Annotated in this window: 15 protein-coding genes; 4 read left to right on the forward strand and 11 right to left on the reverse strand. The window is 34.1% G+C overall.

Translation table 11 applies throughout. The annotated features are described in order from the left end of the window. The 4 genes from CXF67_RS05360 to corA all read left to right on the forward strand — a co-directional run. Positions 1 to 2,360: TonB-dependent receptor (locus tag CXF67_RS05360; protein WP_102087809.1), on the forward strand; the 2,360-nt coding region annotated here is incomplete at its 5' end. Positions 2,361 to 2,402: 42 nt separating this feature from the next. Further along, a complete protein-coding gene (locus CXF67_RS05365; RefSeq protein ID WP_180957904.1) occupies positions 2,403 to 2,975 on the forward strand; it encodes a type 1 periplasmic binding fold superfamily protein in 573 nt (190 codons plus the stop codon). A 244-nt stretch (positions 2,976 to 3,219) separates the two neighbouring features. Further along, positions 3,220 to 3,651 carry a glyoxalase gene (locus CXF67_RS05370; protein ID WP_102087811.1) on the forward strand — a complete coding sequence of 144 codons (432 nt, stop codon included), beginning with the start codon at positions 3,220 to 3,222 and terminating at the stop codon, positions 3,649 to 3,651. Beyond that, positions 3,605 to 4,714: a magnesium/cobalt transporter CorA gene (corA, locus tag CXF67_RS05375; RefSeq protein ID WP_102087812.1), complete on the forward strand. Its 1,110-nt coding sequence runs from the start codon at positions 3,605 to 3,607 to the stop codon at positions 4,712 to 4,714. The genes CXF67_RS05370 and corA overlap by 47 nt, the downstream gene beginning before the upstream one ends. Here the strand turns inward: corA and CXF67_RS05380 are convergent. From CXF67_RS05380 to CXF67_RS05430, 11 genes are all read right to left on the reverse strand, one after another. After that, positions 4,711 to 5,496, reverse strand: a complete 786-nt coding sequence (locus CXF67_RS05380; RefSeq protein WP_102087813.1) for a tRNA pseudouridine synthase A — start codon at positions 5,494 to 5,496, stop codon at positions 4,711 to 4,713. The two genes, corA and CXF67_RS05380, sit on opposite strands and share 4 nt — an antisense overlap. Before the next feature lie 24 nt (positions 5,497 to 5,520). After that, positions 5,521 to 6,123: a bifunctional phosphoribosyl-AMP cyclohydrolase/phosphoribosyl-ATP diphosphatase HisIE gene (gene hisIE, locus CXF67_RS05385; RefSeq protein WP_102087814.1), complete on the reverse strand. Its 603-nt coding sequence runs from the start codon at positions 6,121 to 6,123 to the stop codon at positions 5,521 to 5,523. Positions 6,124 to 6,133: 10 nt separating this feature from the next. Continuing rightward, positions 6,134 to 6,889 carry an imidazole glycerol phosphate synthase subunit HisF gene (gene hisF, locus CXF67_RS05390; RefSeq protein WP_102087815.1) on the reverse strand — a complete coding sequence of 252 codons (756 nt, stop codon included), beginning with the start codon at positions 6,887 to 6,889 and terminating at the stop codon, positions 6,134 to 6,136. Positions 6,890 to 6,902: 13 nt separating this feature from the next. Continuing rightward, complete coding sequence (hisA, locus tag CXF67_RS05395; RefSeq protein ID WP_102087816.1) at positions 6,903 to 7,628, reverse strand: 1-(5-phosphoribosyl)-5-[(5-phosphoribosylamino)methylideneamino]imidazole-4-carboxamide isomerase; 726 nt, start codon at positions 7,626 to 7,628, stop codon at positions 6,903 to 6,905. Beyond that, complete coding sequence (hisH, locus tag CXF67_RS05400; RefSeq protein ID WP_102087817.1) at positions 7,625 to 8,209, reverse strand: imidazole glycerol phosphate synthase subunit HisH; 585 nt, start codon at positions 8,207 to 8,209, stop codon at positions 7,625 to 7,627. Before hisH ends, hisA begins: the two co-directional genes overlap by 4 nt. After that, positions 8,210 to 9,343 carry a bifunctional histidinol-phosphatase/imidazoleglycerol-phosphate dehydratase HisB gene (hisB, locus tag CXF67_RS05405; RefSeq protein ID WP_102087818.1) on the reverse strand — a complete coding sequence of 378 codons (1,134 nt, stop codon included), beginning with the start codon at positions 9,341 to 9,343 and terminating at the stop codon, positions 8,210 to 8,212. It lies immediately after the preceding gene. Then, entirely contained in the window at positions 9,340 to 10,380 is a 1,041-nt protein-coding gene (hisC, locus tag CXF67_RS05410; protein WP_102087819.1) for a histidinol-phosphate transaminase, read from the reverse strand. The genes hisB and hisC overlap by 4 nt, the downstream gene beginning before the upstream one ends. An 11-nt stretch (positions 10,381 to 10,391) precedes the next feature. After that, positions 10,392 to 11,681 (reverse strand): histidinol dehydrogenase, encoded by a 1,290-nt coding sequence (gene hisD, locus CXF67_RS05415; RefSeq protein ID WP_102087820.1) that lies wholly within the window; start codon positions 11,679 to 11,681, stop codon positions 10,392 to 10,394. Next, positions 11,681 to 12,538 (reverse strand): ATP phosphoribosyltransferase, encoded by an 858-nt coding sequence (gene hisG / locus CXF67_RS05420; RefSeq protein ID WP_102087837.1) that lies wholly within the window; start codon positions 12,536 to 12,538, stop codon positions 11,681 to 11,683. Before hisG ends, hisD begins: the two co-directional genes overlap by 1 nt. 208 nt (positions 12,539 to 12,746) lie before the next feature. Further along, positions 12,747 to 13,562 carry a prohibitin family protein gene (locus CXF67_RS05425; RefSeq protein WP_102087821.1) on the reverse strand — a complete coding sequence of 272 codons (816 nt, stop codon included), beginning with the start codon at positions 13,560 to 13,562 and terminating at the stop codon, positions 12,747 to 12,749. A gap of 11 nt (positions 13,563 to 13,573) precedes the next feature. After that, positions 13,574 to 15,589: a hypothetical protein gene (locus CXF67_RS05430; protein ID WP_102087822.1), complete on the reverse strand. Its 2,016-nt coding sequence runs from the start codon at positions 15,587 to 15,589 to the stop codon at positions 13,574 to 13,576. Between the last annotated feature and the right edge of the window lie 3 nt (positions 15,590 to 15,592).

Genomic DNA, 15,592 nt, shown 5'->3' on the forward strand with positions numbered 1-15,592 from the left:
CTCAAGCTCAAGATTGTGAGTTAACTATACTAGGAAAAGTGATAGATGTACATGATAACTCCCCTTTATTTGGAGCTATTGTTCAACTCGTTGGCTCTGATAAGAGCGTTTACACCAATAAAAATGGTTTTTACAAAATTAAAGGTGTCTGTAAAGGTGACGTTCTACTCAAAGTATCTCACCCTTTTTGTGAACCAGAAACAAAAAGTATCTATCTGAAAGAAAATCGTCAAATCAATTTTAAACTTGAGCATCATCTTGAAGAATTGAATGAAGTCTTACTTAAAGGTAAACTTTATAATAACGAATCTAATTCATATATAGTCAATCAAATAAAAACACAGAAGCTTGAAAAATTCAGTAATGCCTCTTTAGGAGATGCACTTAAGAGTATAAGCGGTGTGTCTTCTTTAAATACTGGAAATTCTATTGTTAAACCCATTATACAAGGCCTACATAGTTCTAGAGTTCTCGTCATCAACGACAATGTGAGACTTCATGACCAACAGTGGGGTGTTGATCACGCTCCCAATGTCGATATTAACTCCGCAGCTAATATAACTGTCATAAAAGGAGCTTCAGCACTGAAGTATGGCGGTGATGCCATTGGAGGGGTTATTGTCATAGAACCCCAAAAAGCCCCTATTAAAGATACAGTAACGGGTAAAACTATTCTTAATGGTTCTAGTAATGGCCGAGGGGGAAGTATCTCTACAAGTCTCATAAAAGCAAAATCTTCAGGATTCAATTATAGATTTCAAGGGAGCTTGAAGCGTCTTGGTGATCTTGAAGCCCCTGACTATCAACTTACCAATACAGGGCAAAGAGAAAACAATATCAGTCTGGGGATTGGTCTAAATAAAATAGATTATGGGATTGATTTTAGTTATAGGTTGACCAATTCTGAAATTGGAATTTTGAGAGCGTCCCATATCGGAAACGCTAGAGATCTCGTAAATTCTATCAACAGACAAGAGCCCTTTTTTATCGAAGATTTCTCTTACACAATCGATAATCCAAAACAAGAGGTGACGCATCAAATATATAAACTGGAAACTTTCAAAAAAATCAGAAACCTTGGAGAATTAAGTTTACAATATTCTTTTCAGCAAAATAAACGATTGGAGTTTGATATTCGACGTGGAGGACGTGGAGACAGACCAGCTATGGATATGGAACTTAAAACCCATACCCTACTTACGCAATTAGAATGGACAAGTTTGGAGGGTTTTGAGTCTAATTTTGGTTTAGAATTCAACGCCCAGAATAACTTTGTAAATCCAAATACTGGAGTAAGAAGACTTATTCCAGACTACGACATGTACACTGCTGGAATTTTCGCCACCACCGCTCATGATGTGTCAGAGCGATGGGATCTAGATGCTGGAGTTCGCTACGATTTTAATACTATAGATGCTGATAAGTTCTATGTTACTTCGAGATGGGAAAATTTAGGTTATGATCAACTCTTCCCTAAATTTGAAATCAGAGAAGATGGAAATCAGATTTTAACAAATCCACAATTCGACTACCACACTATTTCTGCAACTGTAGGTGCTACATACACTTTTAAAAATGACTTTAAATTGATTGGAAATTTAAGTTCAGGGAATAGAGCACCAAATCCTTCAGAGTTGTTCAGTGATGGCTTACACCACAGCATTTCTAGTATAGAACTTGGTGATCTTCAGCTCGATTCAGAACAATCCTTTAAAGCAGGAGTTGGGTTTCAGGGAAAGCTAAAAAGCTTTGGCTTCAATATTCAGCCTTATATCAATTATATTGAAGACTTTATAGTCCTGGAGCCCAACGGTATAGAAACAACTATAAGAGGAGCTTTCCCAGTGTATGAGTATAGACAAACCAGTGCAAGACTTTATGGTATAGACGTGAGTGCCAATTATAGTTTTGACAATTTTGAGTTCTTATCCAATTTTGCTTATGTCAATGGAAGAGATGTCGAGCAAAATGAGGCGCTTATTAATATGCCTCCTTTTAATGTTTCAAATGCGATAACCTACTCCAAAAAAGAATGGAATAACTTTTATGTCTCTTTAAATAGCCAGTTGGTTACTCAACAAAACGAATTTCCTGATAATAATTTTAAGACAGATATCGTCAATACGACTACTGGCGAATTTGAAGAAGTTGACGTAGATGTTAGCTCTTCACCAAATGCTTATCATCTTCTCAATTTTAGCTCAGGACTAGATTTCGAGTTTGATACAACCAAGTTAAGCATCAACGTGATGATTAACAACGTTTTAAATACTAATTATAGAGATTATCTGAATAGATTAAGATTTTATGCCGATGAAGTTGGCACTAATGCTATGTTACAATTAAAACTCAATTATTAACACAATTAATTACACAAAATTAAATTTTTAAAAATTAAATCTATGAAAAAAATTAAATTATTAAGCTTAAGCCTTATAGCAACACTCGTTTTTAGCGCCTGTTCTGATGACGATGATGCACCACAAGTGATCAACGAAGAGGAAGTGATCACAACTTTAAATTTGTTTCTGACTCCTGAAGGAGGTGGTGAAGTTGTCACTTTTACGTACAGAGATTTGGATGGAGATGGATCAAATCCAGAAATTTCAAGTCCTGCATTATCGGCGAATACTTCGTATACAGGACGTGTTGAATTTTTGAATGAGCTGGAAAATCCTGCTGAAGACATCACCATTGAGGTTCTTGAAGAAGCTGAAGATCATCAGGTGTTTTATATTTTAGAGGATTCTTTAAACGCTACTCCTGCTTCTTATACTGGAGCTTTAGACAACAATGGAAACCCTATTGGTGTAGAATTTAGCTTAGAAATAGGTGATGCTAGTCAAGGGAATTTAACTGTAATTCTTATTCATGAAGGTGACAAAAATGCTCCTGGAGCATTTGAAGGAAATTTGTCTAACGAAGTTGGTGGAGAAACAGATATCGAAGTGACTTTTAATGTCACTGTAGAGTAAAACACATAGCATAAGTTCAACCAACTCTGTCGTAAAAAAAGAGCTGTCCAAAATGTTAGCCTGATATTTAAAGTTCTTCTGGAATTAGTTCTTTAAATACCTCAAAACATATAACGGACAGCTTTTTTTATGAAATAAATTTAGTGATAATAAATTATTTTAAAGCTAAACGTGCTTAAAAGTGTCGTCTTTATAACTCATATTTTTTAAAAAATAATCCTTACTTTAGACAAAAATAGTTACAATGAAGACAAGAGATGAGGAAATTATATCCATACGCGTAGAAGTTCCTAATGCTAAAGTAAACGCTCTCACTTTAGGCTTAGAATCTTTTCAAAATTCGACCTTAAGACCTATCGCTAAATTTCAAAATGATATTTTACTATCTATTTTTGAAAATTATATCATTCGCTATAAAAATGTGTTCCATAAGCTTGGACATGTTGAAAAGCTTAAATACATTGAGAATACCGTCAAGAAAGACTCAAAATTTAAAAATCTTATAAGGGGAATATTTATGGGTCATTTTACAATTGAAGAGTATAAATTTTATATTGAAAATGCTTCAGAAATTAATAAAAGAATCATCAATTTAACCAAAGAACGCTTACAAGCTGAAATTCACTATTTTGAAAAACAAAGTGCGCAAAACTCATCTGAGCTTAAAACACCCTAAATCTTTAAGTTTTAGACGCAAACCTATCCAAAATCAAATTCCTGGTAAAATTACCTATATAGGTGAAGGAACTTTGGAGGATACGGTTATAAATGTAATCAGTTATAACGAAGAGAAGGTCCTTTATCATAATGAGTGTTCTGTAGAGAAAGTCCTCGATCTTGTGATTCATCAGACTCAATTCAAGCACTGGATTAATTTCATAGGGGTTCATGATGTCGAAAAATTATCCAAACTTGGTTCCCTATTAGATATTCATCCTTTAGTACTTGAAGATATAGCTAATACTAAACAACGACCAAAATTAGATGAGTTTGAAGATTACGTATTTTTTGCTTTAAAAATGATTTACCATGATGAAACAGACCTATTGATTAAAAATCATTTTGGACTTGTTTTTAATAAGTCTTATATCATTTCGTTTCAGCAATCTCATGATCTTATTTTCAATTCTATTCGAGAGCGAATTCATAATAAAGTAGGAAGAATTCGCATAAGAAATACAGACTATCTCTTTTATGCCTTAATAGATGCAGTTGTGGATAACTACTACAATTTATTAGAAACCATTGAAGAAAAGATTCAAGACCTTGAGGAAAGAATAATTCAGGATGCCAACAAAACTTCAACCTCAGAAATACAATTATTGAAACGAGAAATTTTAAGTATTAGAAAGGCTGTTTTTCCGGCAAAAGAACTTATAAACAAACTGCACATCTCAAAACATCGGCTTTATGATAAATCTACAAAAGCATACATTGCAGATTTATACGATCATATTCTTCAGGTTACAGAAAATATTGATATCTACAGAGAAATTGTTTGGGGATTGATGGATATGTATATGAGTAGCTTGAGTATTAAAATGAATGAAGTCATGAAAGTGTTGACTATTATGTCTACTATATTTATTCCACTAACATTTTTAGCGGGTATCTACGGTATGAACTTCGACTATATGCCAGAACTCAAGATGAAATCTGGATATTTTATCGTTTGGGGAGTCATGCTATTAATGACTGCCCTTCTAATTTTATATTTCAGAAAAAAGAAATGGTTTTAGAGTTTTAAACTTACTTTATTAAGAATTAAACCTGAGGCTTGAGCTATGTGCTCAAGTTTTATTTTATGATTTCCGTCGATGGTCTTTTCTAATTCTTTTAAGTTTATCTTATGTCTCCCAAGATCGATTAAGGCACCCATCATCAATCTAATTTGTTGACGTTTAAAACCTTCTCCTGCTACCTTCAATACAAAACTTTGGTTTGGAAAAAAGTTGGCCGTATAGATATCGTTTTCTGTGAGTTCACAGCGTTCGATGCTTCCCTCGGTCTTTGTTTCTGGATTAGGCCTGAACGTAAAGGAATAGAAATCGTGATCTCCTTCGAAAAGCTTAGCCCCTAGTTTCATCAATTCAATATCGAGGTCTTCTTGAAGATTCACCATGAATGGGGCACAAAACGGATGCATTTTTTCTTTTACGCAGAAAAAATAAAAGTATTCTTTAATTTTTGGATGCTGAATAATATTAAAATCAGCAGTCGTCTCTTCAATAGACAAAGCCCTAATATCTTGAGGCAGATTTTTATTGAATTGTTCTAGAAAGGTTTCCAAATCAAGTTTGTCTTCATAGATAAACAATTCAATATAGGTTTGATTTGCAGATACCATAGCATCTGTACGCCCAGCAGCAAGAACCTTAAAGCGCTGATCCTCCAATATATAATTTAGAGTTTTGTGAAGCATATGCTCCACCGTAAGGACATTGGGCTGCTTTTGCCAGCCATGATACCGAAAACCTAAATACTGAAGCTGAATGAGGTAGTAGAAACGTTTATACTGCATTTTAAACTAAAATCAAATTAACGCTTATTTCTTATTTCGTCGCTCCAAAACATCGACAACATCCTTAAGTTCAAATCCTTTTTGCTGAAGCAAAATCAAATAATGAAAAAGCAAATCTGCACTTTCATTCAAAAATAAATTATCGTCGCTATCTTTAGCTTCAATAACAACTTCAACGGCCTCCTCTCCTACTTTTTGTGCAATTTTATTAATTCCTTTTTTAAATAAACTAGCGATATAACTTTCTTTGAAATTAGCTTCCAGCTTACGTTGAGCAATGGTTGATTCTAAGTTGGTTAGAAATCCAAAAGTCGTCTTGTTATCCTCTTTCCAGCAGGTGTCTGCACCAGTATGGCAGGTCGATCCATTAGGATGAACATTAACAAGCAAAGTATCATCATCACAATCTACCTTAATATCAACCAAATCCAAAGTATGACCACTCTCTTCGCCCTTGGTCCAAAGTCTTTCTTTACTTCTGCTATAAAAAGTTACCAATTTGGTTTCGATGGTTTTTTTGTAAGCTTCTTCATTCATGTAGCCTAGCATTAGAACAATTTTGGTATTAGCATCTTGGACAATTGCTGGTACCAGACCACTTTTATCTTTCTTGAAATCTATAGTCATAGTTAGTTTTTTAAATTCTTATGGAAATTCCTTTAGATTTAAGCTCTTGCTTTAAGTATGGGATTTCTATTTCTTTGAAATGAAAAACACTAGCCGCAAGAGCTGCATCTGCTTTTCCTAGTTTAAAGGTATCTTCGAAATGTTGAATTGTTCCTGCACCTCCTGAAGCGATAATAGGAATGTGAAGCTCATTGGAGAGTCGGGCTAAGGCTTCATTAGCAAAACCTTCCTTAGTCCCATCATTATCCATTGAAGTGAACAAAATTTCTCCAGCGCCAAGCTCTTGAACTTCTTTGGCCCACTCGAACAAATCTAACTCGGTAGGTTGTTTTCCTCCCACCAAATGAACTTTCCAATGTCCATTTATTTGTTTGGCATCAATAGCTACCACAACGCATTGGGAACCAAAACGCTGAGCGATTTTTGAAATTAATTTCGGGTTTTTCACTGCCGCAGAATTTATCGAAACTTTATCTGCACCAGATTTTAATAATAAAGCCACATCTTCCACAGAAGCAATACCCCCACCTACCGTAAAAGGGATGTTGATATGCTTCGCAATTTCTTCAACCAATTGTGCTAAGGTTTTACGACCTTCTTCTGTTGCTGAGATATCTAAGAAAACCAACTCATCAGCATAGTTTTCAGCATAAATTTTAGCTAATTCTACTGGGTCACCTGCATCTCTTAATTCAACAAAATTGATGCCTTTAACCGTTCGGCCATTTTTAATATCTAAACAGGGAATAATACGTTTTGTAAGCAATGTTTTTTCGTTTTTAGTGTTCTAAAACAAATTTTTCCAATTCTTTTAAACTGATTTTGTTTTCATAGATCGCTTTTCCAATAATGACACCTTCACAGCCTATTTCAAAAACATCTTCAAGATCTTTCAAATTTGAAATCCCCCCTGACGCTATTAGTTTCAAATCTGGATTATTCGTTAAAATGGATCTATACAACTCTGTTGAAGGACCTTGTAACATGCCATCTTTAGAAATATCTGTAGAAATAACATACTCAACCCCATGAGCTATAAAATCTTTGATAAACTTTTCAATTTCTAAATCTGAAGCCTCTTTCCAACCGCCAGTAGCTATTTTTCCATCTTTAGCATCTGCCCCTAAGATAATTTTTTGAGAACCAAATTGAGACAACCACTCTAAAAATAGAGATCTATTGGTAACGGCGACGCTCCCTCCAGTAATTTGTTGTGCTCCAGAATCAAAAGCAATTTTAAGATCTTTATCGGTTTTTAAACCACCTCCGAAATCAATTTTGAGTCGGGTATGTGTCGCTATATCTTCTAATATCTTATAATTTACAATATGCTTGGATTGAGCTCCATCTAGATCGACTAAATGTAAATAGTCAATTCCACTGTCTTCGAAGGCCTTGGCAACCTCAAGCGGATTTTTATTATAAACTTTTTTAGTCTCATAATCGCCTTTGGAGAGTCTCACACATTGGCCATCTATTATATCTATTGCAGGAATTATTCTCATTGTATTTCAATAAAATTCTTTAAAATTTGTTCACCTATTTTCCCGCTTTTTTCCGGGTGGAATTGTACTCCATAAAAATTATTTTTATGAAGCGCTACGCTATAATCCACTCCATAACTGGAATTAGCAATACTATCTTGATGCAATGGAACATAAAAGCTATGTACCAAGTACATATAGGCGTTTTCTTCTATACCTTTAAAGAGATCTGTTTTTAAGTCGAAAATTGTATTCCAACCTACTTGCGGAACTTTGAGTTGATTGTTAAACTTCACAACCTTTACATCGAATATGTTTAAGCCATTGGTATCGCCTTCTTCACAATAGTTGCACATCAATTGCATCCCTAAGCAGATCCCTAAAACAGGTTGTTCTAAAGTGGGAATTACGAGATCTAGACCTGTGCTTTTTAGCATTTTCATAGCAGTACTCGCTTCACCAACTCCTGGAAAAATGACGCGATCTGCTGCCTTTATAGTCTTAGCATTACTTGTTAATTCTGAGGAGTAACCTAGTCTCTCTAAAGCAAACTCAATACTTTTTACATTGCCAGCTCCGTAATCTATTAGTGCGATCTTCATCTAAAGTTGTCCTTTTGTGCTTGGTAAAATCATTTTTTCTGCATCTCGCTTTACAGCCATTTTTATGGATTTAGCAAAAGCTTTAAAGATAGCTTCAATTTTATGATGCTCATTGTCTCCATCGGCTTTGATATTCAAGTTGCATTTTGCACCATCCGTAAAGGATTTGAAAAAGTGCATAAACATTTCTGTAGGCATCTCTCCTATTTTCTCTCTTTGAAAATCGGCATCCCAAACTAACCAATTACGACCACCAAAGTCTATGGCGACTTGGGCTAAACTATCATCCATTGGCAAACAAAATCCATAACGTTCTATGCCTAATTTTGATCCTAAAGCCTTAGCAAAAACTTCGCCTAACACGATAGCCACATCTTCGATAGTATGGTGTTCGTCAACTTCTAAATCCCCTTCAGCTTTCAATTCTATATCTATTTGACCATGTCGAGCCACTTGGTCTAGCATATGATCGAAAAAATGAAGTCCCGTAGAAATATCACTCTTACCAGTGCCCTCTAAATTTATGCTAATTTCAATATTGGTTTCTTTAGTCGTTCGCTTTAGAGAAGCGGTTCTTCGTTCTAACTTTAGATAGTCATAAATGGCTTTCCAAGTATTGGCCCTAAGTCCAATATAAGACTCCAGTTCAGTATTAGAAGTTTCTATTTCTCCTAGGCCTAAACCCGTTTTATTGTCTATGAAAATACCCTTAGCACCCAAATTTTTTGCCAACTCAACATCAGTAAGTCGATCACCGATGACAAAAGAGTTTTCCATATCGTACTCAGGCTCAAAATACTTAGTTAATAAACCTGTTTTAGGCTTTCTAGTAGGTGCATTATCTTTTGGAAAGGTTTTATCTATGTAGATATCTGCGAACTCAACACCTTCATTTTTAAAGGTATGAAGGATGAAGTCTTGGACTGGCCAGAAGGTGTGCTCTGGGTAAATATCAGTTCCTAGACCATCTTGATTGGTGATCATGACCAATTCATAATCTAGTTCTGATGCAATTTTATTCATATAAGTAAATACTTCTGGATAAAATTCTAGTTTCTCAAAACTGTCAATTTGCTCGTCAGCAGGTTCTTTAATGAGTGTACCATCTCTATCTATAAATAAGACTTTTTTCATGAATTAATTTCTTTTAGGGCATTGAGTAAAGTTTGGTTTTGTTCTGGTGTACCCACTGTAAACCTCAAGCAATTCTCACATAATGGTTGATTCGTCCTATTTCTAACCACTATTTTTTTCTCTAGCAATTGGCCATACCTCAGGTTTGCACTATCTACTCGACAGAGTAAAAAATTGGATTCTGAAGGAAAAATATGCTTTATCCAACTCACTTTTTTCAACTCATTTGCTATCAATTCTCTTTCAGATTTGATAATTTGAACTTGAAATATATAAGTATCAAAGTTTTGAATCACCTCTAGAGCTTTAGTTTGGCTGAGTTGATTAATATTATACGGAGGCTTTATTTTATTGAGAACTGTAATAATACGTTCGCTGGCAAAACACATTCCTACTCGGATTCCTGCATGAGCTAAAGCCTTTGAAAAAGTTTGAGTGATAATCAAATTTGGGTAATCATTCAATTCAGAGATAAATGAACTACTCGTTGCAAAATCAATATAAGCCTCATCAATAACCACTAATCCAGAAAAATGATCTAGGATATTTTTTACATCGTTAATTTGTAATAAGTTACCTGAAGGATTGTTTGGAGAACAAATAAAAATCAATTTGGTTTTATCTGTAATGGCAGACAATACCCCTTGAACATCAATTTGGAATCCTTCCTTCAAACGGACTTGAACTGTTTTTATAGCATTAAGATTCGCTAATACATCATACATCCCATAAGTAGGAGGCATAGTAATAATCTCATCCTCTTTGGGTTCGCAAAAGGCCCTAAAAATTAGATCAAGAACTTCATCGCTACCATTCCCTAAAACAATATTTTCTTTTGGAATCTGTTTAATCTTAGAAATAGCATCTTTTAAAGCATTTTGATAGGGATCTGGATATCTATTATAGTCAGAATCGAAAGGATTCTCATTAGCATCCAAAAACAGATAATTTTGATCATCAGCATTAAATTCATCTCTTGCAGATGAATATGCAGACATATTTTTTACATTTTTTCTTATGAGGTTATCTAAAATCATTCTCTGACGTATTAATTATTTTCAACCGCTTTTCGTCTTAAAGTCATCGCATTTTTATGAGCTTGAAGGCCTTCAGCCTCTGCCATAAGTTCTACTGCTTCACCAATTCCTTTAATCCCTTCCTCTGTAATTTTTTGATAGGTAATCGCTTTGTTAAAACTATCTAGATTTACACCACTATACTGTTTAGCGTACCCATTGGTAGGTAGAGTATGGTTAGTTCCCGAAGCATAATCTCCTGCACTTTCTGGAGTATACTTTCCTATGAAAACGGAACCTGCATTATTGATATTGTCAACATAAAAATCATCGTCTTTGGTAGATATAATAAAGTGTTCTGGACCATAAAAGTCAATTAATTCTAGTGCTGAATCTTGGTCTTTTACCAAGACAAATTTTGAATTTTCAATAGCTTTAGTAGCCATTTCCTTTCTCGGTAAGACTTTTAATTGCTCTATGATTGCTTTTTGCACAGCAGTAATGGTGTCTTCATCTGTTGATACTAAAACCACTTGAGAATCAACGCCGTGCTCTGCCTGACTTAACAAGTCTGAAGCTACAAAGTCAGGATTTGCAGTTTCATCTGCAACAACTAGCAATTCTGATGGACCTGCTGGCATGTCAATGGCTACATCAAAAGTTGTGGCCACTTGTTTGGCAACAGTTACATATTGGTTTCCTGGTCCGAAAATCTTATAAACTTTTGGAATACTTTCTGTCCCAAAAGTCATGGCTCCAATAGCTTGGATTCCTCCTACCTTAAAAATCTTATCAATTCCACAAAGTTCAGCAGTATATAAAGTTGCAGGATTTATTTCTCCTTGCTTGTTTGGTGGTGTGCATAACACAATCTCACTACATCCAGCGATCTTTGCAGGTACTGCCAACATCAAAATAGTAGAAAATAAAGGAGCTGTTCCGCCCGGTATATATAAGCCTACTTTTTGAATAGGTTTTTTAGTTTGCCAACAGGTCACCCCAGGTTGAGTTTCTACTTTAATTGGTTCTGTTTTTTGAGCTTCGTGAAACTTTGTAATGTTAGCTTTAGCTAGCTGGATTGCAGATTTCAACGGATTGGAAACTTGGTGTTGAGCATTTTCAATTTCAGTGGGTGTCACTTTAAAATCTTTCAAGTCCACTCCATCGAACATGCTGGTATACTTCAATACAGCTTCGTCGCCACTTTGTTCAATATTCTTAAAGATATCATCTACTGTGGTTTCGATATCTTTAAAAGTACGAGTAGGTCGTTTTAAGAGTTCAGACCAGTCTTCTCTTTTTGGAAATTGAATCGTTTTCATTATAAAATCATTTTTTCAATTGAACTTACAAGTATGCTTTCTGCCCCTGCAGATTTTAATTCGTCTATAATTTCCCAAAACTTCTCTTGGGTAATAACAGTGTGTACTGAACTCCAGTTAGATTCTGCAAGAGGCATAATAGTTGGACTTCTCAGACCAGGTAGAATCTTAATTATCTCTTCAAGTTTATCGTTTGGAGCATTCAATAATACATATTTTGAATTTTCAGCTCTCAAAACAGCATCAATTCTGAACATCAATTTATCAAGTAATCCTTGCTTCTCTTTTGATAAAGTAGGAGAACTAGCTAACACAGCTTCACTTTTTAAAATAACATCAGATTCCGTTAGATTGTTTTTGAACAAAGTACTCCCGCTAGATACAATATCGCAAATAGCATCTGCAAGACCGATGTTGGGGGCAATTTCGACAGAACCTGTAATCAAATGAATATTAGCATTTACACCTTGTTTATCTAGATATTTTTGAAGTGTATTGGGATAAGATGTTGCAATTTGCATGCCTTCTAGATCTTTGACTCCTTTGATAGTAGACTGCTTTGGAATTGCTAAAGACACTTTGCATTTAGAAAACCCTAGACGTTTTTGAATGAGAAGGTCATCCCCCTTTTCATAAAGAAGATTTTCCCCTACTATGGCTAAGTCTGCAATGCCATCCCTTAAGTACTGAGGTATATCTCCATTTCTAAGATAAAAAATCTCCAAAGGAAAATTAGAGGCCTCCACTTTAAGCTGGTCTCTTCCATTCTCTATGGAAATCCCACAGTTCTTTAAAATTTTGAAGGATGCATCATGCAACCTTCCTGATTTCTGTATTGCTATTTTAAGTTTTTCCATACTATTGATACTCATTTTTTAAATTAAAAAAACCCGTTGGAACGTTATGCTCAAACGGGTTTTTAATATGATTAATTATCTACATATTACATACCAACCGCGTTGAGCGTATTAGATAAATAATGATGTAGTTTGTAATTTTTCATCGCAATGCAAATTTAAAATAAAATATGTAATCCTATAAAAATTCAATTTTTTTATGACAAAATTAGTTATTACCTAATATGATAGGCATACCATTTTCTCCAGAACCTATCACAATAATTTTAGAATTTTCAGATTTAGAAAGTTCAATTGTGGCTTGGATTCCTTTTTCTTTTAAAATATTTTCGGATAAGGAAGCATTTAAAATTTCGTTGGCACGAGCTTTACCTTCAGCTTCAATTTCTTGACGTTGTTTTTCTTTAGTCGCTTTTTCTAAACGAAATTCATATTCTAATGACTCTTGTTCTTGCTTCAATTTTCTCTCAATCGCTTGTTTAATAGTTGGTGGTAATGATACATCTCTTACCAAAATTCTATTGACTTGAACAAATTGATTTTTCAACAAATTATTAGTTTCATCATATATTTCATTTTGAATTGACTCTCTTTTTTGAGCATACAATTCATCAGGCTTATAACGACCAACGACTGCTCTTGTTGCAGATCTTACAGCAGGCTGTATCAATCTAGAAATGTACTTCTCTCCACGTTCTTTGTGCAATAAACCAAGTTGATTATAAACCGGTTCAAACCAAATCGTAGCTTCAAGCTTAATGTCTAGACCATTTGAAGATAAAACTTGCATAGATTCGTCTATAGTTTGTTGTCTTACCTCATAGATAAAAACGGTGTTCCAAGGAGCAACAATATGAAAACCCTCCTTAAGAGGTTCACCATTTGTAACTACACCACCATCAAAACGTTTAAACAACACTCCAGCTTCACCAGAATTGATGTTCACTGTTGAGTTTGCTATAAAAATAATTGCAATCACCGCTATTATAATAATAGGTACAATTGCCTTAGGTAATTTTTCCATAATATTTTAATTTAAATTAAGCCTTTATATTTTCTATAAGACCATTCTGAACTCAAAGTTAATGCTAATAATAGGATAAGCAATTCAAAATCGACTAAACCCTGTGCTTTTTGGATGGATTTTTGGATGGATTTAACGTCCTTTGACTTTAAATTTGAAATAAGTTCCTCTCTATTTGAAAATAGATATAAGTCTTTTTCTTCTGCGAGCTGTCTTAAGCCTTTATAATTTGCATTTTCGAATTGAAGTTCGCTAGAATAGTTTAAAATCTGAAATTGTCCAACTTTAGAAATATCAACATTTATCCCTTTTATTTTATAAGCATAGGTTCCCGGCTCTAAATCTGATAGATTATAGGTAAAGCCATCTCCATCTGAAATCAGTTTTGATTCTATTGCATTTTTTGTCTCAAGATTTTCAAAACGAATGCTGAAATTAAAGCCAGAATTCACTTCAAAATTAGCATCATAATACTTAGCTCTTAATTTATTTGATTCTCCAGAATTAATCACTGGACTCACCTCTACCGATAAATAATTTTTAGACTTCGCTTGCGATAAATACCGAAGGATCTTCTGAAAATTTTGGTCGAATTTTTCAAAATCTGAGTACATAACATAGTAACTGGCTCTCCACTTCCATAGATTTTCACCGAATAAAAAAGAGCGTTTTATATTTGAATCTGCGTCATACATCCATAATGGAGAATCCAGTTCAACTCCATTTGCTTTTTTATTTAAAAACATTGAAAAATTAGTTGTCAGATTGATATCCCCAAACTTATCTAATACAGGTGGGTAGGATTTAAAATTTAAATCCTCTATTTGAAACAAACTAAAATCAGTATTTATAATGGCAGAATACTCTTCAGTAGAAAGTATTAATTCTTTTTTAAATCCTAAATCCGACCGATTTAGAAATCCATAATCGGTCTGTGAACCCCCGATGAGAAAATAATTCAATTGGTTAGCTTTTATTTCACTAAATACTTTTCGAAATGAAGATTGAGGTTGGTATAAAATCAGCAAGTCATACTCAGAATAGTCAATAAAATCTGAGGTGGTTTTTGTAAAAAGTTCCATCTCTTTATTGGTTTCCAGAATCCTTTTAAAAAATCCCAAGTCCGGATGTATAATATCTGAGATCAGCAAAATTTTAGAGCGATAATCTATGACCTCTATAGATATACTTTTTTTATTATTCGATAAGTTTTTTTCATTTTGAAGAGGCTCTAGTTCAGCTTTAAGCAGCTTCATTCCTACTGGTTTTGCTCTAAGTAGGAATTCAACTTTAGTGGAGCCCTTAGCAGGAATTGTAATTGATCTGGAAGCGATTTTTACATTGTTTTCAACTATACTTAAGGTTTGAGTCGTGTTTATAGATGTATTCTGACTCACAAATAATTCTAAAGGAAATTCGTTGTTCAAATAAGCAAACTCATTGAGGTTGATAAAATCGATTTTAGAGTCTTTATATGAAGTGGTATCGCCTAACACTAAAATTGAAGAGGATAGAGATTCAGGAAGCGATTTGTAGTAGTAATCCTCTCCAAAAGTCTGATTCCCATCTGTCAACATTACAAATGAAGACGACTCTTCTTTACTTATTTCATAAGTATAATCTATAACTTTCGAGATGTTAGTTGAGGATTCTGTAAACCCAAGGGTATCGGTTAATATGTCGAATTGATTACCAAAGGAAAAAAAATTTAAATCATATTTAGAATTTAATTCATCATCTGTTCTGATATTTTTTATAAAATCATTGATTTTTCGGCTATCAGAAAGTTTATGAATAGACTCAGAATTATCAATAGCAAAGGTGAGCTTTGGCTTTTCAATACTGAGTTCTGTAGAGTTGATTTCTGGATTTATAAGTAATAAGCCTATCAAAAAAAAAGACAAAAATCTAAAAAATGCGAGCACTCTTTGAGTTTTGTCCTGTAGTAATTTCTGGTATAATATAAATGCCAATCCTAATGCACATGCAAAATTTAAAAGAAGCAATAGCAAAAATTGAGTTGTCATAAT

It is taken from the genome of Psychroflexus sp. MES1-P1E (assembly GCF_002836055.1).
Classification (GTDB): Bacteria; Bacteroidota; Bacteroidia; order Flavobacteriales; family Flavobacteriaceae; genus Psychroflexus.